The organism is Nocardia arseniciresistens (genome assembly GCF_046764875.1).
GTDB lineage: Bacteria > Actinomycetota > Actinomycetes > Mycobacteriales > Mycobacteriaceae > Nocardia > Nocardia arseniciresistens.
In genome coordinates this window covers 117,592-137,984 of sequence record NZ_JBKORD010000009.1, presented here as the reverse complement: position 1 = coordinate 137,984, position 20,393 = coordinate 117,592, and the positions used below count along the sequence as shown (strand labels likewise).

The following is a 20,393-nucleotide window of genomic DNA, read 5'->3' as shown; positions in this document are numbered from 1 at the left end:
AGAATTCCAGCCCCTGATGCGACGGGCAGCAAAGTGGAACAGGCTCCCGTAATATCGCGATCGAAGGCACCCGCCGGGTGGATGAAGGGGGGCGGTGTGGGAGTTCGTCTACCGGCGACCGTGGGCAAGGGGGCACTGTGGTTGCGGCGATTCGCCGCGACAACTCCCGGTGCGATCGGTGCGGTGCTGGTCATCACCGTTGTGCTGTGCGTGTTTTCGGGGTTCATGTGCGCTGATCAGTTGAGCGACAAGATCACTCGGCGCTATATCGTGCTGGAGCGGACCGAGCCGCTGGCCTACGCGGCGCAGAGTCTGTACGTCGCGCTGTCGGCCGCCGACGCGTCCGCTGCGGCAGCCTTTCTCTCGGGCGGGATCGAATCGCCGGAGGTGCGCGGGCGGTATCAACAGTCCCTTGCCGACGCGGCGGGCGCACTCGCCGAGGCCACCACCGGCGCCTCCGACGCGCAGACCCGATCGATCGTCGCGCGCGTCTCCGCCGACCTGCCCGCTTACACCGGGTTGGTGGAGGCCGCGCGAGCCAACAACCGGCAAGGGTTCCCGGTCGGCTCCGCCTACTTGCGCGAGGCATCGACCTTGATGCAGAACTCCTTGCTGCCCAATGCCGAACAGCTCAGCGAGAACCGTTTCGCCGCGGTACGACAGGATCAGGACGATATCGGTGCACTGCCGATGAAGAGCATCGCCTTGCTGCTCTCGACGTTGATCGCCTGCGGCGTCGGCTCTGCGGTGCTGCTGCGGCGGACCAATCGGCGGATGAATCTCGGTGTGGCCGCCTGCGCGGGGGCAACCGCGGTCGTATTGCTGTGGTCGGTGATCGCGACCTTGGTCGCCGCGACCGATGTGGACACTGGAAAATCCGGGGCGAGCACTCGGTTCGAGACGCTGGCGCAGGCCAGGATCCTCGCCCAGCAAGCCCGAAGCGACGAAACCCTTCAGCTGATCACCCGCGGCGACATCACCGCAGGTGAGGCGGATTTCGCCGAGCACACCGCCGCGCTCGGCGACCGGCTGGCGAGCACGATCGGGCCGGATTCGGCTGCGGCACAGGCGCTCTCGAAGTGGCGGACCGGGCACGGGCGCCAGAAGGACGCCTACGAGGCGGCCAACTATCCCGCGGCCGTGGCACAGGCCATCGGTTCCGCACCCGATAACTCGGCCACCCGATTCGCCGACCTCGATGGCGCATTGCGCGACGAACTCGCCCAGGTCCGCAAGGAGCTACGCGACGGAGTCGATTCCGCGGGTGGCTCATTGGCGTTCAGCCCGTCGGGCACCCTGCTCCTGATGGTTGTCGCGGCGTCTGCGGTGACTGTCGGATCGTGGTCGCGGCTGAAGGAGTTCCTGTGAACACGAGGCTGCTGCTGGCCGCGACGTTGGTCGGCGTGAGCGCACTGGTGACCGCCTGCGGTTCGGGCACAAGGGTTCCGGATCCGACCAGGGTTGCGGCGGTGATCCCACAGCCGGATCTGGTAGAGATCACCACCGCGCCGGGTTCCGAGTCCGACGACAGCTGCAATCCCGAGGTCAGTCTGCGGCCTGGGCCGCTGCCGAGGCCGGGTGCCATGCCGCCGGGATCGCCGATGGCCGCGATCGTCGCGAACGGTCGCGTGCGGGTCGGTGTGGATCAGAACACCTACCTCTTCGGCTTCCGCAATCCGACTACCGGCCAGCTCGAGGGATTCGACATCGATATCGCACGGGAGATCGCCCGTGCTCTGTTCGGTGACCCGGACAAGATCGAGTTGCGTTCGGTCGCTGCCGCGGATCGCATCACGGCTTTGCGCGACAAACAGGTGGATGTCATCGTGCGCACCTTCTCGGCCACCTGTGAGCGCCGCAGGGACGTCGACTTCTCCGCAGTGTATTACCGTGCGGGGCAACGCATTCTCGCGCCGGCGAACTCGGGTATCAAGACCTCCGCCGACCTCGCGGACAAGGTCGTATGCGTCACCAGGGGCACCACCGCGCCCGGGCCATTGTTCGGACTGCCCAAGAGACCGACCATCGTGGGCGCTGGCAACTGGACCGACTGTCTTGCCGCGCTACAGCAGGGCAACGTCGACGCCATCAGCGGCGATGATCCGATCCTGTTCGGACTCGTCGCACAGGATCGCAATCTGGAGGTCGTGGGGGAGGAAATCGGCACCGGCGCCTACGCGGTCGGTATCGCACAGGGCAACCCTGAGCTGGTTCGTTTCGTCAACGGCGTGCTCGAGCGCATACGGACCGACGGCACCTGGCAGCGCGTCTACAACGCCAGACTCAGCCCGCTCGGCACCTCGCCGGGCCCGCCCGTACCCCGGTACGCGGAGTGAGTGCGGCGACTATGCAGCCGCTCACTGTCGTCCAGATAGACCGCGAATTAGCAGCCCGCACAGCGGAACTCGACGCCATCGCCGCCACGCTGCTGGAGTTGGACAAACATCCCGGACATACGCTGCTGCGCCGCTTTCCGCCGAGCGGACTGACCGGGCAGCGTTGGCAGCCTGTGCGCGAGGCGCTGGCGTTGATGTGGGAGGACTTCGGCACGCTCCGCTCAATATTGGATTCGGCGCGGACGGTGCGCGGCGATCGCGCCAGGCTCGACGATGGTGAACTGGCCGAGGTGACCAGATTGTTGCGTGGGCGTCCCTACGAGGTTTCGCGCACGCCGATACCGATGGCGCAACGTTCGCTCACCGGCCCGAGCGAACAGGTCCTGTTCGTCGGGCTCGCCGATACCGTGGACCGTATGCGGGCCACTTTCCCGGAGATCGCCGAATTCCTCGACGCGGTCGACGCGGTCAACTCCCGGATCATGTCGGGCCTCACGCCATTACAGGAAGCGCTGGACAAGACGGGCGTGGCTGCGGTCGGCGAGTTGAAAGCGATCGAGCGCGGCATCGCCGAACTGTTGAGGCGCTCGGCCACCGACCCGCTCGCGCTGACCGCGCCCGAGATCGACGCGCGCATAGCCGAATTGACCGGCAAGCTGCGCCACCAGTCCGCCGTCCTCGCCGAACTCGCTGCGATGAAAGCCGATTGGCCGGCCGCGATCGCTCAAACGCGTGCCAAGTGGGAGGTGTTGCACGACACCCGCGAGCACGCCGCGCAGGCCCGGGCGGAGGTCGAGCGCACGATTTCGGCGGGCCCGCTGCCGGTGCCCGTCGACAACACCGCGGCGCTCGGCACCCAACTGGAGGCACTGTCGGCCAATCCCGGTGCGACCGCGGCACTCCTGGCGCTGCGCCGCCGGATTGCCGAGGCCATCGCGGACGCGAGTACCGCCCAGCAGTTGGCGCAGGGACTACTCGATCGACGTGCCGAACTGCGCGGCCGGTTGTCCGCCTATCAGGCCAAGGCGGCCCGCCTCGGAGTCGGCGAGGATCGAGACCTGTTGTCCGCCGCGCAGATCGCTGCGGGCCTGCTCTCGCGCAAGCCGTGCGACCTGGCCGCCGTCACCCGGGCCGTCGCCGACTATCAGCAGCTCATCGGCGAGAAATCGGGGAGACGACCATGATCTGTCATGAGCCGGGGTGCGGCGGAGCCATCGAAGACGGGTACTGCGTGGTGTGCGGTACCGCGCCCGCCGAGGCGACCATGGTGTCGGAACACACTGCGTCCGTGCCCGATTCGGTGCCGACCGAGGACAGTGCGTGTGCCGAGCCCGGCTGCGCCGGCACCATAGTCGAGGGCTACTGCGACGAATGCGGCACCGCGCCCGCCGCCCGCACCGCGACCTCGGCGGCATCGTCGAGATCCACCGGCACCGCCCGGGCGTCCGGCCGCTCGGTGCGCACCGGCCGCTCCAGCTCCTCGAAGGCCAGCGTCCGCGGCCGACTCGGTGCGGGCATGGTCGAGGTGCCACGACTGCCACGCATCGACCCGACCACCGCGATCATGGCCGACCCCGAGGTCGCCGAGTCGAAGCGGTTCTGCGGCAAGTGCGAACAGTCGGTCGGCCGTGGCCGCGACGGTGAGCCCGGCAGGACCGAGGGCTTCTGCCCGAACTGCGGCACGCGATTCTCCTTCACCCCCAAACTGTCCAGGGGTGATCTGATCGGCGGCCAATATGAGGTGGCGGGTTGCCTGGCGCATGGTGGGCTCGGCTGGATTTATCTGGCGACCGACCGCAATGTCAGCGATCGCTGGGTGGTCCTGAAAGGCTTGTTGAATTCCGGCGACATCGACGCGATGGCGGCCGCGATGGCCGAGAAGCGTTTCCTCGCCGAAGTCGAGCATCCGAGCATCGTGAAGATTCACAACTTCGTCGAACACACCGGACCCGATGGCATCGCGGTCGGCTACATCGTCATGGAGTACGTCGGCGGCACCTCGCTCAAGCAGATCTTGCGCGCCCGTCGGGACACCGATGGCGGCTATCTGCCGCCCGCCCAGGCGATCGCCTACATTCTGGAAATGCTGCCCGCACTGGGCTATCTGCACTCCCTCGGGCTTGCCTACTGCGATTTCAAGCCCGACAACGTGATGCAGACCGATGAGCAGCTCAAGCTCATCGACCTCGGCGCCGTGATCGCCATGGACGATCAGGACAGCAATATCTACGGCACCATCGGATATCAGGCTCCCGAGATCGCCGAATCGGGGCCGACAGTCGCCACCGAGATCTATACGGTCGGGCGCACCCTCGCCGTGCTGGTGATGCAGGTGCCGCAGCGAGACGGGCACTTCGGCGACCTGCCGGCGCCCGCCACCGAAACGCTACTGGCGAAATACGATTCGCTGCACCGGTTCCTGCTGCGGGCCACCGACGCCGACCCGGAGGTGCGGTTCTCCTCGATGGAGGAGATGGCCGATCAGCTGACCGGCGTGCTGCGCGAAGTGCTCAGCGCCGATGACGCTGTGCCGCGACCGGGGATGTCGGCGTACTTCGGGCCGCCGCGGGCGGTGTTCGGCGCCGGCACACACGCCCTGGTGACACCGGGCGCCGTCGTCGCGGCGCTGCCGGTTCCGCTGGTCGACCCCGGCGATAGCGGGGCCGCGCTACTGGCCACCACCGTCGGTAGCACGCCGACGGAATTGGAGAGCGCTCTTGAGGCGGGACTGCGCTCGGTGCTCACCAAACGTGGTGAGTCGATGGAGATCCCGCTGCGACTGGTGCGCGCCGCGCTCGAGGTGGCAGATCCGGCCGAGGCCGAGCGTCGACTCGACGGTCTCGCCGAAACCCTGCCCGGCGATTGGCGATTGGCCTGGTACCGCGGACAGGCGCGGCTGCTCGCAGGCGATTTCGGTGCGGCACATACGGAATTCGACGCCGTCTACGCCGCGTTGCCCGGCGAGCCCGCACCGAAACTGGCGCTGGCGGCCGTCGCCGAACTGGCAGGGGCCGAGTCGGCCACCCGGGAGGCGTCGCGGTACTACGACACGGTGTGGCGCACCGATCATGCCTTCGCCAGTGCCGCATTCGGTCTGGCCCGCCTGCGCCAGGCGCGCGGCGACCGTCAGGGCGCGGTGGCGGTCCTCGATCAGGTCGACGTGGCCTCGGCGTTGTACACCGAGGCGCGGATCGCGGCGGTGGAAACCATGCTGGCCGGCCGCCCCTCGACCGAGCTGTCCGAACCGCTGCTGCGCGATGCGGGTGGCCGAGTCGAGCGGTTGCGGCTGGACTCCAAACATCGAGTGGCGCAGGTACGGATGCGGGTGCTCGACGCCGCCCTGACCTGGCTCAGCGCGGGCAAGGCGCCCTCGGTGCATGATCCGTTGCTCGGTGTGAGTCTGGACCAGGATGGGGTACGCACCGGATTGGAACGGTGCTACCGCGACCTTGCCCGCGAAAGCGACGACATGTGGACGCGTTTCGAGCTGGTGGATCGGGCCAACGCGATCCGGCCGAGGACAACGTTATGAGCGAGCGTAAGGAGCGAACCATCGATAAAGCGCCCGCGGGTGAAGTCACGAACGCAGGCAAGAACACCGCGGCCAGGTGTCCTGGCTGCGCGGTGAGTGTCATTGCGACCGACCGCTATTGCGAAGCCTGCGGTAGCGAGCTGGGATCGACGGAAAGGGAAAAGCCGCGCCGGATCGCATTGCCGCAGCCCGACCCGCAGGCGACAATGACGTGCGAGGGCTGCGGTGGGCTGCGCTACGACCCCGACGGTTACTGCCGTGACTGCGGGCAGTTGCGTCCGGAACCCGACCGATGCGAGGCGGATCTCGGCGCGGTGAGTGTGGTCACCGACCGCGGCATCGCACACGCGCGCAACGAGGACGCGGTCGCCGCGGCGGTTGTGCCGGGCCGAACGCCGTGGCAGCCCGCCTCGACGGTGGTCGTCGTCAGCGACGGAGTATCGACGTCGCAGAATCCGCAGGCGGCCTCCGGTGCCGCGGCACGCGCGGGAGTCGATGCCGCCGTCACCGCGCTCGGCGAGTCACGTTCCGACCAGGACGCGGTGATGGTGGGACTCGCGGCGGCCGCTGCGGCGGTGCGTGATATCGGCGAGTCCGATGACCACGCACCGTCGTGCACCTACGTCTCGGCGATCGTGCGCCGACTGAGCGACGGTACCGCGGAGATCACCGTCGCGAATGTCGGTGACAGCCGGGCATATTGGTTGCGCACCGACACTTCACAGGCCCGCGACGCCGCGCCGTCCCAACGGCTGTCGTCCGATGATTCCTGGGCGCAGGCGCTCGTCGACGCCGGTGCGATGGACGAGGCGGCCGCCATGAAAGACCCTCGCGCGCATACCCTGTTGCGCTGGCTCGGTGCGGACAGCGATTTGAAACCGTGGTCGGATTCCTGTGTGCGGACCCTGCGCACCACCGGCCCCGGCGTGCTGTTGCTGTGCAGCGACGGACTGTGGAACTACCAGTCCGACCCGGAGGTGTTGGCGGGCATGGCCACCGCCGCCCCCGCGATGCTCGCCGCGCGCGAGCTCGTCGACTTCGCGTTGCGCAGCGGCGGCGGCGACAACATCACCGTCGCGCTCGTTCCCGTCGGACAGCCGGGTAAGCCAGGAGAAGCGCAGTGAGTTCTGTTGACGGCAACGGTATTTCGGTAGCGATCGACCAGAACGAGTACCTGGCCGAGGGCGCGGGCACCGTCGATGCCGTTGTCACCGTCGAGACCGGGGCGGATTTCGTGGCCTCGGGTCCACCGCCGGATCGGGTGGAGATCCTCATCATCGACAGTTCGGGGTCGATGGGCACGCAACGGAAGTTCGACGAAGCGCGCAAAGCGACGCTCGCGGCGTTGGATGTGCTGCCCGACGGCACCAAGTTCGCGATCGTGCAGGGCACCTCGATGGCGCGCCTGGTGTTTCCCATCGACACGCCGTCGGTGCCCGCGAGTCGGGAGAGCAGGGCCGCCGCGCGCCGCCACCTCGATAAGTTGCGGCCCACCGGCGGCACCGCGATGGGCACCTGGCTCGGACTCGCCAGACAGCTGGCCACGATGCATCCCGGCGCACTCGTGCACGCCATCCTGCTGACCGACGGTAAGAACGAACACGAGGAACCCGAGGCACTCGCCGCCGAGATCCGGCAGTCCGAAGGCGTGTTCACCTGCGACTGCCGTGGCGTCGGCACCGATTGGCGGGTAGACGAACTGCGTACCATCGCCTCGGCTTTGCACGGGACCGTCGACATCGTCGCCGACCCCGTCCACCTGGCCGCCGACTTCGCCGCCATGACACAGACCGCGATGACCAAGGCGATCCCGGAGCTGACGCTGCGGGTCTGGACACCCGCGGGCGCGGTGGTGCAATTCGTCAAACAGGTCGCGCCGACCATCGAGGACCTGACCGCGCGCCGTACCGAATCCGGTGCGCAGCTGGGGGAGTACCCGCTCGGCGCATGGGGCGCGGAAGACCGCGACTATCACGTGCAGGTGCGCGTGGAGCCCGCCGCAGCGGGGCGGGAGAAGCTGGCGGCCAGGGTCAGCGTTGTGATGGGCCAGGAAGTGGTCGGACAGGGACTTGTGCGCGCGGTGTGGACCACCGAGGCCGACCTGTCGGCCCGAATCAGCAGGCGCGTAGCGCATTACACCGGTCAGGCCGAGCTCGCACAGGTCGTGCAGGAGGGCCTGACCGCGCGCAAGAACGGCGATGTGGACACCGCGACGGCGAAACTGCGCAGGGCGGTGCAGTTGGCCGCAGAGTCCGGCAACGAAGGCACCGCGAAGCTGCTGCGCGGTGTGGTCGAGGTGGACGAGCACAACGGGACGGTGCGGTTGCGCACCAAGGTGGCGGCCGCCGATGAAATGGCTCTCGATGCGCGCTCGACCAAAACAGCCAGGGTGCGGAAAGAGGCGTGATGCGCTGTCTCGAAGGCCACCAGTCCGCCGCCACCGACTATTGCGATATCTGTGGCTCGCCACTGGTCGCGGTGCCACAGGTGATGCCCGTGTCGGCTGTGGAATGCCCGCAGTGCGGCGCGCCGGGCAGTGGCCGATTCTGTGAGGTGTGCGGACATGATTCGGCATTGCCCGCCCCCGCAACGGCAGCACCGCCGCGTCCGCAGCCCTTATCCGTCGAACCCGCAGCAGCCGAACTCGTACCCACTGCCCTGGCCGCACCGATTTCCGGCCCGGTGGCATGGGTTGCGACAATCGCCGCCGACCGTGACTTCTACGACCGGATGCGCGCCCGCAAGGGGCCCGACGCCGATCAGGTCGGTTTCCCCGCGTTCTACCCCGAACGCCGAATAGCCCTGCGCGACGGCGATATTCTGATCGGCAAGCGCAGCGTCTCTCAGGGCCTACAGCCCGACATCGATCTGGGTATCGCCCCCGCCGACATCGGGGTCTCGCGGGCGCACGCGATGATCCATGTCGCCACCGACGGCCTCAGCATCACCGATCTCGGCTCCACCAACGGCACCAGCCTCAATGGCAGCGACGAGCTCATCGCCGCCAAGGTGGCGGTCGCACTGCGCAGCGGCGACCGCATTCACCTCGGCGGCTGGACAACGATCACGGTTACCGCCGAACCTGGCTGAGCAACAGGCGATTAGGCCGTGAGCCATAGGGATCGCGCCGCTGAATCGCGCTGATATCGAGGATGTTGATCAGGGCGGGTGCGCACAGTCGGCGATGTCGTAGATCGAGAAGTAGGCGGTGCCGGTGGTGACTGGGACGGCGGTGGCGGCGAGCAGCTTTGCGGGGGGCCGGTGACCCTCACCTACCGAACATTTGTGGACGAGGCGTCGTACGCTGCGGGAATCTTCAGAGGTAGATCGACGAGCGTGTCGATCTGCGACCATCCCCATTCGACCCAGTGGTGAGTGGGTCCGAACGGGACCCGGATAACCCAGGGAGACAGAACCATGAAGTACATGCTGATATGGCGTGCCACCGACGAGGCCTACGCGGGACTTGAGAACAACGACTTCAACGAGATGCTCTCGATCGTCGGCAAGTTCAACGACGAGATGATCCGGGCCGGGGTGCTGGTCGCCGCGGAGGGACTCACCGACGCCGCCGAGGGCGTGGTCGTCGACTTCTCCGCCGAGAAGCCCGTGGTCACCGACGGCCCGTACGGCGAGACCAAGGAGCTGTTCGGCGGGTTCTACATCCTCAATGTGGCCTCGAAGGAGGAGGCCGTCGAGTGGGCCAAGCGGGCCCCGCTGTCCGACCCCGGCTTCAAGGTCGAGATCCGCAGGGTCTCCTCGATCGATGAGTTCCCACAGGACAACGAGTGGATCAAGAAGGAACGTGCGTGGCGCGAAGCCACCGGCCAGCTCTAGCGGATCGAGGAGGCGATGGCCGATCCCACCGGCCGTGAGGCCGTCGGCGCGGTCTGGCGGATCGAGTCCGCGCGGATCGTCGGTGCGCTCGCGCGATACACCGGCGACTTCGCGCTCGCCGAGGACCTCGCCCAGGAGGCGCTGGCCGAGGCCCTGGTGACCTGGCCACGTGACGGCGTGCCGCGCAACCCCGCGGGGTGGTTGCTCACCGTCGGCAGGCGCCGCGCGATCGACGCGTTCCGCAGGCATTCCGCCCTCGACGAGCGGTACGCCGCCTTCGCTCACAACCTGAGCGAGGGCGGTGCCGTCTCGGGAACCCCACCCGCCGATCCGGTCGGGGACGCCGAGAACGTGCTGTGGGATCCGGACCAGATCGACGACGACGTGCTCGCCTTGATGTTCATCTCCTGCCACCCCGTGCTCTCGCGGGAAGCGAGGATGGCGCTCACCCTGCGGGTCGTCGGTGGCCTGACCAGCGACGAGATCGCGAAGGCGTTTCTCGTGCCGACCGCGACCGTGCAGGCGAGGATCACTCGGGCGAAGAAAACCCTCGGTGCGGCAAGGGTGCCGTTCGAGGTGCCGACGGCCCAGCAACGGACCGAGCGGCTCGGTTCGGTGCTCAACGTCGTCTACGTCATCTTCACCGAAGGGTCCTCGGCCAGCTCCGGCGACGATCTGATCCGATTCGACGTCGCCAGCGAGGCTCAGCGTCTCGCACGGGTGCTTGCCAGGCTGGTGCCGACCGAGCCCGAGGTTCACGGCCTGCTCGCACTGCTGGAACTGACCGCGGCACGCTTCCCCGCCCGAACCGGCCCAGACGGCGAGCCGGTGCTGTTGGAGCAGCAGGATCGCCGCCGCTGGGATCGTGCCGCGATCCGCAGGGGACGCGCCGCCCTTGCCCGCGCGGAGCAGGTCGGCCGCGGCCTCGGGGCTTACGGTTTACAGGCGGCGATCGCCGAATGCCATGCCGTCGCCGCGTCGGTCGACGCGACGAACTGGGAGCGCATCGTGCTCATCTACGAGGCGCTCGGCCGGGTCGCGCCGTCACCGGTGGTCGAGCTCAACCGCGCGGTGGCGGTGTCCATGGCCCATGGCCCGACCGCGGCGCTAGCGATCGTGGACGCGCTGGTGGACGCACAGGCACTGACGAATTCGCATCTGCTGCCGAGTGTTCGCGGGGAGCTGCTGACCCGACTCGGCCGCACCGACGAGGCACGCGCCGAACTGGAACTCGCCGTCGGACTGTGCGGCAACGGGCGCGAGCGGGCAGTCTTGACACGCAAGCTCGCCGACCTCGGCTGACCGCCCGGACTGTCAGGGCGCGTTGGTGACCGGGATCGCGGCGGGGCCCGATATGGGGGAGAGCGATGTGGTGGCGGGGCCGTCGAGGAGGGTGCCGTCGGCGGCGAATCGGGAGCCGTGTAGCGGGCAGTCCCATGACTTTTCGGCGTCGTTCCAGCGGACTATGCCGTGGAGATGGGGGCAGATGGCCGAGACTTCGGTGGTTTGTCCGTCGACGGTGCTGACGGCGGTCGGTTGCAAGCCGTGGCGTTCGACGTGGCCGCAACCTTCGGCGGGTAGGGCGCCGTAGCCGGAACGGGCCATGCGTAGCCAGCCGATGGAAAGGCGCAGTGCGACAGCGCTATTGGTCTTGGCGGCGGACGGTAGTGCTTTGAGCTCGGCAGGGCGCCAGCTGGCGAGAGCGCCGGACCATGTGGGTGGTTTGCCGTTGATTCTGCCCGCGAGGGCGAGCGCGGCGGCGACGCCGTTGGTGAGGCCCCATTTCGCGTAGCCCGTCGCCACCAGGATGTGTTCTCGGCCGGGCAGTAGCGGTCCGACGTACGGGAGTTCGTCGATCGGGTGGTAATCCTGCGCGGACCATGACTGTATGAGCTCGGCACTGGGGAACCAGGTCTTGGTCCAGTCGGTCAGATCGTCCACGAGTCGGCTCGCGGAGCCGGTCCGGCCGACCACGTGACCGTTGCCGCCGACGAGCAGTAGATCACCATCGGTGCCCGGTACATAGCGCAGCGAACGAGTGGGTTCGCCTGCGCTGATGAAGGTTTCGCGCCTGGGCGGTTCGGCAACGCGGAACGCCGCCAGATAGGACCGCTGGGCTGTGAGCCGCGCGAAGAAGCCACCGCGATCGAGCATCGGTGTACCCGTGGCCAAAATAATGGTGCGCGCAGTGAGTTCACAGTGTTCGGTTTCGATGATCAGGTCATCGTTGTCGCCGTGATGGACGCCCTGGACGATGGTCGACTCGAAGATCGGTGCGGCATGCGCTTCGACATCGGCGGCCAATGTCGCAAGCAGCGCCATCGGGTCGAGCTGCGCCTGATCAGCGAGCCCGACCGCACCATGGAAAGGAAAGGGCACATCGAGGTCCTCGACCAGATACGTATCGAGTCCCGCGGCGCGCGTCACCCGGAGTTCGGCACGCACCGCGGACATTTCGGCCTCGGTCTGTGCGTAGGTGAGCGCGGGTATCCGCTGCACAGGCAGCCCATGTTCCGCGCAGTAGCGCAACAGCCATTGCTGGCCCGCGCGATTGGCCTCGACGTACTCGGCGACTGTTCGATCGGAGTGATGCTCGGCGATACGCTGCGCACGAGTTCCCTGGAGCAGACTGACCTTTCCGGTGGTAGCGCCGGTAGTACCCGCCCCGAGCCGCCTGCCCTCGACCACCGCCACTTCGACGCCGCTCTCGGCCAACAGCAGTGCGGTCACAAGACCGGTCAAGCCGCCGCCGATCACGACAGTATCGAAGTGGAGTCCCGGTGTGAGGCGCAGTCGCGCCGGAACTTCGGCGTCGTTCAACCAGAGTGGCGTCATGTCCCCGACATAACCGTTCCGGCCGCCGTGAAACGTGGGAAGCTATATGATGCCCGCGCCGGAACATTTTCCGGGCAACTTTTTCGGGTATTCAGCATGCGGTGACGCTGACCAATTCATCCTCGGTGGCCTCGTACTATTTCATTCGCTTGCGCTGTGCGAGTAGGAGATTCACGACATTGCGACGAGCACGACAATTCAGTTGAAGCCCGCAAGACCGGAAGCGAGGTCAGGGATATTCAGCGCGTCGAGCACCTGCTGACGGACATCGGGGCAATGTTCGAGGGTGATCGTGTCGATGATCTTGCGGTCGGTGATGACGACGTCGTTGAGGCCGCCGTTTCGGGCCGCCCAGTTGTGCACGGTGCCATTGAACGAGATCTTGGCGAGCACAGTGCCTTCGTCGCGCCACTTGCCGACCTCGGGCCGCATCATGTCGCACAGTTGGGTGGCCGCGGCCGAGGTGATTTGGTCGGTATTCGGCGCGCCCCCAGAACTCGACGGCGCCGGAATGGAGATCGAGATGCTATTGGTCGTCGGTGTCGCGGGCGCTATATCGGGTTCGTCGTTACTCGTGCACGCCGAGAGCAGAGCGCCGGCGGTGAGTACACCGGCGGAGAGTACGATGCGCGCCGCAATACTGAGCCGATTCACTATTCCTCCTCGATATCGGATAACGCCGCCACGATGGCGTCGCGATCGGCTTACCCGGAGAACAACCGCTCAATCGCGCAGCGCCGGTATTCAACGCCGCGATTGGTATACAGCGGAGCGGTGCACATGTCACAATGGTCGCAGGTTGAAAACTACAGCCAAACCCGGTTCAGCACGCGTGATTGCAAGCGCCGGTCGACGGGACGTAGTGGCCGCCGTCCTCCCCACAGCCCGAGCGATCTGCCGCGTGGGACTGGCCTCTTTTTGTACGGGAGGTTTTAATGTCTTCCATCGCCGTTCTCCAGCACCACGCCGACGGCATCAGTACCGGGGGCTCCGGCCCTCGGCAGCGGCGACTGTGGCGGCAGCAGAGCGACCGCAGGAGGCATTGTGTGGTCGTGCGGGTAGAGGGTGAGCTGGATGCCGCCGTGCATGAGCAGTTCCACCGCATGCTCGACACCGCGATCGGCATGCGCTGCGCCGCAGTGGTCGTCGATCTCCGGGCGGCGCGGTTCCTCGGTATCCGCACGGCCGCGTCGCTGGCTGCCGCGAAGATGAGGGCCTGGCACAAGGGGCTCGATCTGCGCTTGGTCACCGGCACCGAAGAAGTCGAACGCGCATTGGAGATCGCCGGGGTACGGCCCCTATTCCGCCGCTATCCGACGATGCGCGCGGCGTTGGGCACATGACGCGCCGGGCGATGCTCGGGTAGTCCTCATTCAGGTGTCGCCGGCAGGCACGCGGCACATAATTGTGAGGTGATGGAGAGCGGGTTGACCCCCGAAGACGCGCGCGCGTTCGATCGTGTGCTCGGTGCGGGCACGCCGCAGAACGTCGGCTATTTCCATTTCTGGTTCTCCGGCCAGAAATGGGAGTGGTCCGATGAGGTCGCACGAATGCATGGATATGTATCGGGCATGGAACCGACCACCGAGCTATTGCTTGCCCACAAGCATCCCGACGACCGGGCTCAGGTAGCAAGTGCGCTCGCCAAGTCCATCGAGACCGGCGAGCCGTTCTGCAGTAGCCACCGCATCATCGACACCGAGGGCGGCGTGCACCACGTGATCGTCGTCGCCGACCGCATGGTCGACGGCAAGAACGAGGTGATCGGTACCTCGGGTTACTACATCGACGTCACGACAACCATCGCGGAACATCGCAGGGAAACCCTCGACGACACACTGCCCGAGCTGTATGCGGCGCGCGCGGTGATCGAACAGGCGAAGGGGGCGTTGATGCTGGTCTACGGCCTCAATGCCGAGCAGGCGTTCCGGGTGCTGAGCTGGCGCTCACAGGAGACCAACACCAAGCTGCGCGCTCTTGCCACCCAGCTGGTTACCGATTTGCGGTCGATGGTGCACTCCACCACCGGGATGCGCACGGAATTCGACCACTTGCTGTTGACCGTGCACACCCGCATCCCGTCGGATGGGCCCGCCACGTAGCAGTGAGCCGAGGAATCGGGTTTCCGGTAAGACCTGGGGTTTCGAGCGCGCTGGGCCGGGTAGCCGGTCCATGCGCACAACGCCGACCTTCGTCGCACCCTCGATCGCCCGATGAAGGCATCAGCTCCACGCGGGGTCGGGTCGGCGCCCCGGATAACGGGCGGCGCAGCCCGCTTGGTCAGCGGCTAGAAGAGGTGGTGATTTGGCATGGGGAATCGAATCTCCGAAACAGTAGTGGGAACGACAACTATCGGCGTTCGAGTGCCTGCCGAGACCGGGCATCTGATCATGTTGCGCGCGTTGGCCGAAACCGTCGCGTTGATAGCGGATTTCGGGATCGATGAGGTCACCGACATCCGCCTCGCGCTCGACGAGGTGGCCACCTCGCTGATTCTGGACGCCGTTCCAGGCAGCACGCTCGACTGTGAATTCCGCTATGCCGAAGACAGAATGTTCGTCCGTGTCGGGTCGGTCACGGCGATGCTCTCAGCCATTGGCGAGGACAGCTTCAGCTGGCATATCGTGCGCACGTTGACAGACTCGGTCACCGTGACGCGGGAACCCTACGACGGATTGTTGTCCGGGTACCCGACCGTGGTGGACTTCACCTGGGTGCGGGCCCCGGACAATGGGTGACGCTGGAAATGCTTGTTACTGAACAGTCGGCGGCGGTTCGGTCGGTCGCGGCCCTGGTACCGGCGGCAGCGGATCCGGCAGTGGGGGCTCGGGAACGGCGGGCGGATCCGGCTGTCCAGGTTGAGGTATCGGCGTGGGCGATCCCGGGTCCGGTATCGGATCGGGATCCGGAATGGGAGGTATCGAAGTGGATTCCATCTTGTCCTCCTTGGTTTATGTCATTACCGTCCTGCGGACGCGTTACCCCATGTAATCGGCGGCAAACAATCGAAAATCATTGTGACGGTGAACACTTGCGAGAATCGAGAGTTGCGATTGAAGCCATCGGAGGCGGGTATGCGGTGAGTGTCAACTGATAACCGATACTTCGGAGGTAGATATCGTGTCGGAACACAATAGCGGTCCCCGTGAAGGTGTCGAAGGCGTTGTCGAAGGCGTCAAGGGAAAGGTCAAGGAGGCCGCCGGAGCAATCTTCGGAAACGACGACCTTCGGGGCGAAGGAAAAGCTCAGCAGGATAAGGCGGAATCCCAGCGCGCAGCCGCGCAAAAGGAGGCCGCCGCCGAAAAGGAACGTGCCGAAGCGAATTTGGATGAACAGCGCCAGCGCGCTCACCAGCAAGGCAAGTAGCCGAGTCGGTTCATAACTGAGCACAGAAAGGGTTGCCGGGCATTGCGCCTGGCAACCCTTTCGTTGTCCAGCATCAATGGCCACGCGGTTCGCTGAGATCGAGGCCTTCCTTGCGTTTGATCCTTCGGTGCTCGGCGACCACAAGCAGAGCCCCTATTGCCAGGCACAGCACACACGCGATACCGCCGATTACCGCCCAGCCGGCAAAGCCGTATCCGGCTGCGGTCAATGTGAGCCCGAGCAGCGCGATACCGACGCCCATCAGGATGAGTCCCGGCCAGTTGCGGGTGTCTTCGATGGATTCACCGGCATGGGATCGTGTGGTCCGCGAGGTGTCCGGGAATTCGTATCCCGGCCGTTCGGTGCGGCTGTTTCCGCTCGAATCGTTCGGTTCGGGGTGCATGAGAGTGTCCTTTCGTCGAACCGTCGAACAGGGGCGTTGGTCCGAATACCCCCGAACCATGGGTGTATGCGCCGTGATCTCGGGTATGCGAACAGAGAGGGAAGGACACCGTTCGTGGCCCCAAAGCGCAAAGCGCGTACGGGTTTTGCCACTGAACCTCTTGGGTACCTGTTCGAACCATCCCGGAAGGAGCTTGATTCGGTGCATACAACAACAATCGGGATCCAGGTGCCCGCCCGACTCGAACAGCTGACGATGCTGCGCGCGCTCACCGAAACCGTGGCGATGATCGCGGATTTCGGGCTCGACGAAGTAATCGACATCCGGCTCGCGCTCGACGAGGTGGCTACCTCGCTGATCTTCGACGCGGTGCCCGGCTCGACCATCGACTGTGAATTCAGCTACGACGAGAGTCAGATGTTCGTGCATGTCGCTTCGGTCGCCGTCGCGGAAACGGTGGTGGCGCACGCCGGCTTCGGGTGGCATATCGTGCGCACCCTGACCGATTCCATCGCCGCGATGCAATCCCCGTTCGACCATGTGGTGTCGGGATATCCGACCGCGGTCGATTTCAGCTGGGTGCGAGGGGTCTCGGATGTCCCGTGAGTTGAGATCCCGCGGTGACAGCTACGACAATATCGAGCCGCTGTTCGAGAAGATCGAGGCACTGGACGCATCGGACTCCCGCCGGGAAACCCTGCGCGGCGAGCTGATCGAGCGTTGTCTGCCATTGGCCGAGCACATCGCGCGCAGGTTCGCGGGCCGCGGCGAGATTTTCGATGACCTGCTGCAAGTGGCGCGCCTCGGGCTGGTGCAGGCGACCGATCGCTTCGACGTGACCCGTGGTTCGTCGTTCCTGTCGTTCGCGGTGCCGACGATCATGGGCGAGGTGCGCAGGCACTTCCGCGACAACACCTGGTCAGTGCGAGTTCCGCGGCGGGTCAAGGAGATTCAGCTCACGATCGGTCCTACGGTCGAGGTGCTCGCGCAGCGACTCGGCAGGCTGCCGAGAGCAAAAGAGATCGCCGCGGAGCTCGAGGTGGACGTGGTGGAGGTCACCCATGCGCTGATCGCGGGCAATGCATACCAGTCGTCATCGATCGACGCGCTTGCGGGCGAGGACAATCAGAACACGCCGCTTCCGCTATTGGAAAGCCTCGGTGCCGAGGAACCTGCCTTCCATCTGGTCGTGGACTTCATGGCGGTGAAGCCGCTGATCGGGGAGCTGCCGGAGCGAGAACGCCAAGTGCTGATGATGCGGTTCTTCGAGTCGAGAACTCAGGCTCAGATCGCCGCGTATCTCGGGGTTTCCCAGATGCACGTCTCGCGGATTCTGTCACGCACCCTGCGAACACTGCGCGAGCAAGCGCTGCGCGACTGAGTGTGGCGTGCGAGGCGTCCGAATTACCTTGCTTGCGAACGGGTTTGATGTTCGATGCGGTCTGGTTTGCCGGACACGCCCAGCGGGTACGCAAAGGACAGCCGTATTTAGATGCCAACGGCAAAGGAGGTCGTCATGAATTATCAGCGACGACCACGCACCCGGGAATTGCAAACGATTCCAGGTAGTCCGCGGTCGCTGAAACAAATACAAGAAGTCTTCTCTCTCGACGACCGGCCCGCACGGCCGGGGCGCCCGCTCATCACCACCGATCACGAGGTTATCCATCGGTGGGCCGAGCAGCGTGGCGCTCGCCCCGCGATAACGCCGGGCAGTTCCTACCACGGGGAACTCGGTGTCTTGCGTTTGGAACTGCCCGGTTTCGGTGGTGTCGTCCTGCAGCCGGTGACCTGGGACGAATGGTTCGACCACTTCAACTCGCAAGGGCTCAGCTTCCTCTACGTCGAGCAATGGGCCGACGGATCTCCGAGTAACTTCCACCGGCTCGAGGGCGCGTATCGCATACAAGCGTGACCTGTCGAGCAGCACGCGCGAACGTGTCGGACGTCACCTCTTGTTTGCATTGCTGCCGTGTTCATGAGCAGGCTTGGGTGCTGCCGTACAGACAGTTGATCGAGAACCGCAACGTTTAGCGAACGGCGGTTCCGGGTATTTGACTGTTCGGCAAGTTGCTCGAAGTGCGGGAAATGTCGCGTCGGTATGGGGATGCGATTCTCCGCGGTGCGGCACGCTCCGTGCGTGTCTGCAAAGGATAGGTCTTGAGCGCGAACCTGATGATCGTGGAAGATGACAACCGTGTGCGAGGTGCGCTGCGGCTGGCCATGGAAGACGAGGGCTACGACGTCGCGGAGGCGGCCGAAGCCGAGGACGCGCTCACCCATCTGCGCAGCAATGGCGTCCCCGATGTGATGATCGTCGACCTGATGCTCGGCGAGATGGATGGATTCGACTGCATCCGGGAGATTCGGCGCGAGCACGACGTGCCGATCATCGTGGTCAGCGCGCGTGACGATACTCACGATGTCGTCGCGGCACTGGAGGCGGGTGCGGACGATTTTGTCGCCAAGCCGTTCGAGATCAAGGAGATCAGCGCCAGGATGCGGGCGCTACGGCGTCGTGCGCGGTTGTCCGCGGAGCGCGAAACCCCGCAGGAAGTCGTGCTCGACGCACATCCGGAGGCGCCGTTGGTGCTCGCCCCCGAGGGGGGCGCGGTTCGTCGTGGCGAGGAGCAGATCGGCCTGACGCTGACCGAGTTCCGGCTACTGTGCGAGCTCGCCGAAACCCCGGGCCGGGTGCTCAGCCGCACCCTGCTCCTCGAAAGGGTTTGGGATCGAGGCTTTTTCGGCGACGAGCGGATCGTCGATGTGCATATGCGCAGGCTGCGTACCAAGATCGAATTGGACCCTTCCGACCCTCGCATCGTCGTGACGGTGCGCGGGCTCGGGTATAGGCTCGATGTCCAACGCTGATCGCGATCAGCCCGCGGCCGAGCATCGGCAAGATGTGGCGATGCCCCCGCAGCCCCGGCGCGCTTTCGGGTTCGATCCCGAGCGTTGGAGCCTGCGCAGCCGGGTGATGGCAGCCTTTGCCGCCATCACCGCGCTCATGTCGCTGGTACTGGTCGTGTCGGTCTTCGCCATCAGCCGCAGCTATCTGGAGGCGCAGCGGCAGGGCTATGCGGCCGGTGACCTGCAGTCGGATCTGGAGTTGCTGCGCAATGTCCTGATCGGCTGTGCGTTTGTCGCCACCCTGATCGGTGCGGCGGTCGGCTGGTGGGCAAGCAAGCGGGTGCTCACGCCGCTACAGCAGGTCTCCAGGACCGCGGCGCGGATCGCTGCGGGTGATCTCACCACCCGGCTACCCGAAACCCGCGACCAGGACCTGACCACCACCGTCGAGTCGTTCAACACGATGGTCGACTCGCTGCAGCGCCGGATCGAACGTGAACACCGCCTCGTCGGCGATGTCAGCCACGAACTGCGCACACCGCTGACCACCCTGATGGCGGGGGTCGGCGTGCTCAATCGGCACAGCGGCGAATTCCCCGAGCGCCCGCGCAGGGCGTTGGAACTGGTCACCGACGAGGTCGATCACCTGCGCAGGCTCCTCGACGACCTGCTGGCCCTGGCCCGCGCCGAAGCGGGCATGCATCGCGGCGACGTCGATCCGATGTCGGTAGGCGAACTGTTGACCCACACGCTGGCCGACAGCATGCACGCACCGGAGTTGCTGACAGTGGCCGAGGACGTGACGGTGGCGGGCAGGAAACTCGAGCTGGAGCGGGCCGTGGTGAACCTGCTCGCGAACGCCGACCGGCACGGTGGCGGTGTCGTCGCGGTGACCGTGTGCAGGGACAGTGGCGACGCGGTGATCACCATCGACGACGCGGGCCCTGGCGTCCCAGCGGCTGATCGGGTTCGCATCTTCGAACGCTTCGTGACCGTGCGCTCGCGCCGGAGCACGGCTACTGGAACGGGCATCGGTCTGGCGTTGGTCGCGGAGACGGTGGCCGCGCATCGCGGCCGGGTCGAGTGTGCCGACCGTCCAGGCGGCGGCGCGCGCTTCTCCATTCGCTTGCCGGGCCTCGATTGTTAGCCTCCGTGATCTTTTCGTAACGCAACCGTAAACAACTCGACCGGACCACCTCAACGTTGATTCGCAAACCTTGATAAGTACTGCAGA

21 protein-coding genes are annotated in these 20,393 nt (G+C 65.9%); 18 read left to right on the top strand and 3 right to left on the bottom strand.

Features of this window, described 5'->3' with window-relative positions; all coding sequences use genetic code 11:
* The first annotated feature begins 96 nt into the window (after positions 1-96).
* The 9 genes from ACLMAJ_RS18220 (at position 97) to ACLMAJ_RS18180 (ending at position 11,007) form a co-directional block, all read left to right on the top strand.
* On the top strand, positions 97-1,368 hold the full coding sequence (locus tag ACLMAJ_RS18220; RefSeq protein ID WP_412014917.1) for a hypothetical protein: 1,272 nt from the start codon (positions 97-99) through the stop codon (positions 1,366-1,368).
* A complete protein-coding gene (locus tag ACLMAJ_RS18215) occupies positions 1,365-2,336 on the top strand; it encodes a glutamate ABC transporter substrate-binding protein (protein WP_412014916.1) in 972 nt (323 codons plus the stop codon). The genes ACLMAJ_RS18220 and ACLMAJ_RS18215 overlap by 4 nt, the downstream gene beginning before the upstream one ends.
* Entirely contained in the window at positions 2,333-3,520 is a 1,188-nt protein-coding gene (locus ACLMAJ_RS18210; RefSeq protein WP_412014915.1) for a hypothetical protein, read from the top strand. The genes ACLMAJ_RS18215 and ACLMAJ_RS18210 overlap by 4 nt, the downstream gene beginning before the upstream one ends.
* Complete coding sequence (locus ACLMAJ_RS18205) at positions 3,517-5,868, top strand: serine/threonine-protein kinase (protein WP_412014914.1); 2,352 nt, start codon at positions 3,517-3,519, stop codon at positions 5,866-5,868. Before ACLMAJ_RS18210 ends, ACLMAJ_RS18205 begins: the two co-directional genes overlap by 4 nt.
* Positions 5,865-6,992 carry a PP2C family protein-serine/threonine phosphatase gene (locus ACLMAJ_RS18200; RefSeq protein WP_412014913.1) on the top strand — a complete coding sequence of 376 codons (1,128 nt, stop codon included), beginning with the start codon at positions 5,865-5,867 and terminating at the stop codon, positions 6,990-6,992. Before ACLMAJ_RS18205 ends, ACLMAJ_RS18200 begins: the two co-directional genes overlap by 4 nt.
* Positions 6,989-8,275 (top strand): vWA domain-containing protein, encoded by a 1,287-nt coding sequence (locus ACLMAJ_RS18195; protein ID WP_412014912.1) that lies wholly within the window; start codon positions 6,989-6,991, stop codon positions 8,273-8,275. Before ACLMAJ_RS18200 ends, ACLMAJ_RS18195 begins: the two co-directional genes overlap by 4 nt.
* Positions 8,275-8,958 (top strand): FHA domain-containing protein, encoded by a 684-nt coding sequence (locus ACLMAJ_RS18190; protein WP_412014911.1) that lies wholly within the window; start codon positions 8,275-8,277, stop codon positions 8,956-8,958. Before ACLMAJ_RS18195 ends, ACLMAJ_RS18190 begins: the two co-directional genes overlap by 1 nt.
* A gap of 327 nt (positions 8,959-9,285) precedes the next feature.
* On the top strand, positions 9,286-9,705 hold the full coding sequence (locus ACLMAJ_RS18185; RefSeq protein WP_412014910.1) for a YciI family protein: 420 nt from the start codon (positions 9,286-9,288) through the stop codon (positions 9,703-9,705).
* A gap of 15 nt (positions 9,706-9,720) precedes the next feature.
* Positions 9,721-11,007: an RNA polymerase sigma factor gene (locus tag ACLMAJ_RS18180; protein ID WP_412014909.1), complete on the top strand. Its 1,287-nt coding sequence runs from the start codon at positions 9,721-9,723 to the stop codon at positions 11,005-11,007.
* Between the two features lie 12 nt (positions 11,008-11,019).
* On the opposite strand, the gene ACLMAJ_RS18175 is transcribed toward ACLMAJ_RS18180, so the two are convergent.
* Positions 11,020-12,540: an FAD-dependent oxidoreductase gene (locus ACLMAJ_RS18175; protein ID WP_412014908.1), complete on the bottom strand. Its 1,521-nt coding sequence runs from the start codon at positions 12,538-12,540 to the stop codon at positions 11,020-11,022.
* A 198-nt stretch (positions 12,541-12,738) separates the two neighbouring features.
* The gene (locus ACLMAJ_RS18170; RefSeq protein WP_412014907.1) at positions 12,739-13,194 is read right to left on the bottom strand and encodes a hypothetical protein; all 456 of its coding nucleotides are present in this window, start codon (positions 13,192-13,194) and stop codon (positions 12,739-12,741) included.
* A gap of 281 nt (positions 13,195-13,475) precedes the next feature.
* Between ACLMAJ_RS18170 and ACLMAJ_RS18165 the strand changes: the two genes are divergently transcribed.
* From ACLMAJ_RS18165 to mbp1, 4 genes are all read left to right on the top strand, one after another.
* The gene (locus ACLMAJ_RS18165) at positions 13,476-13,883 is read left to right on the top strand and encodes an STAS domain-containing protein (RefSeq protein ID WP_412014906.1); all 408 of its coding nucleotides are present in this window, start codon (positions 13,476-13,478) and stop codon (positions 13,881-13,883) included.
* 72 nt (positions 13,884-13,955) lie between these two features.
* Positions 13,956-14,642 (top strand): PAS and ANTAR domain-containing protein, encoded by a 687-nt coding sequence (locus ACLMAJ_RS18160; RefSeq protein ID WP_412015064.1) that lies wholly within the window; start codon positions 13,956-13,958, stop codon positions 14,640-14,642.
* A gap of 207 nt (positions 14,643-14,849) precedes the next feature.
* Positions 14,850-15,278: an ATP-binding protein gene (locus ACLMAJ_RS18155; RefSeq protein WP_412014905.1), complete on the top strand. Its 429-nt coding sequence runs from the start codon at positions 14,850-14,852 to the stop codon at positions 15,276-15,278.
* 382 nt (positions 15,279-15,660) lie between these two features.
* Entirely contained in the window at positions 15,661-15,906 is a 246-nt protein-coding gene (mbp1, locus tag ACLMAJ_RS18150; protein WP_412014904.1) for a microaggregate-binding protein 1, read from the top strand.
* A 73-nt stretch (positions 15,907-15,979) separates the two neighbouring features.
* Here the strand turns inward: mbp1 and ACLMAJ_RS18145 are convergent, their stop codons facing one another.
* On the bottom strand, positions 15,980-16,309 hold the full coding sequence (locus ACLMAJ_RS18145; RefSeq protein WP_412014903.1) for a hypothetical protein: 330 nt from the start codon (positions 16,307-16,309) through the stop codon (positions 15,980-15,982).
* 201 nt (positions 16,310-16,510) lie between these two features.
* Here ACLMAJ_RS18145 and ACLMAJ_RS18140 point away from each other — a divergent pair, with 201 nt between their 5' ends.
* The 5 genes from ACLMAJ_RS18140 to ACLMAJ_RS18120 all read left to right on the top strand — a co-directional run bounded on the left by ACLMAJ_RS18140 (position 16,511) and on the right by ACLMAJ_RS18120 (position 20,306).
* The gene (locus ACLMAJ_RS18140; protein WP_412014902.1) at positions 16,511-16,915 is read left to right on the top strand and encodes an ATP-binding protein; all 405 of its coding nucleotides are present in this window, start codon (positions 16,511-16,513) and stop codon (positions 16,913-16,915) included.
* A complete protein-coding gene (locus tag ACLMAJ_RS18135; RefSeq protein ID WP_412014901.1) occupies positions 16,905-17,690 on the top strand; it encodes an RNA polymerase sigma factor SigF in 786 nt (261 codons plus the stop codon). Before ACLMAJ_RS18140 ends, ACLMAJ_RS18135 begins: the two co-directional genes overlap by 11 nt.
* A 135-nt stretch (positions 17,691-17,825) precedes the next feature.
* A complete protein-coding gene (locus tag ACLMAJ_RS18130; protein ID WP_412014900.1) occupies positions 17,826-18,224 on the top strand; it encodes a hypothetical protein in 399 nt (132 codons plus the stop codon).
* A 245-nt stretch (positions 18,225-18,469) separates the two neighbouring features.
* Entirely contained in the window at positions 18,470-19,180 is a 711-nt protein-coding gene (locus ACLMAJ_RS18125) for a response regulator transcription factor (RefSeq protein ID WP_412014899.1), read from the top strand.
* Complete coding sequence (locus ACLMAJ_RS18120) at positions 19,167-20,306, top strand: sensor histidine kinase (protein WP_412014898.1); 1,140 nt, start codon at positions 19,167-19,169, stop codon at positions 20,304-20,306. The genes ACLMAJ_RS18125 and ACLMAJ_RS18120 overlap by 14 nt, the downstream gene beginning before the upstream one ends.
* The last annotated feature ends 87 nt before the right edge of the window (positions 20,307-20,393 follow it).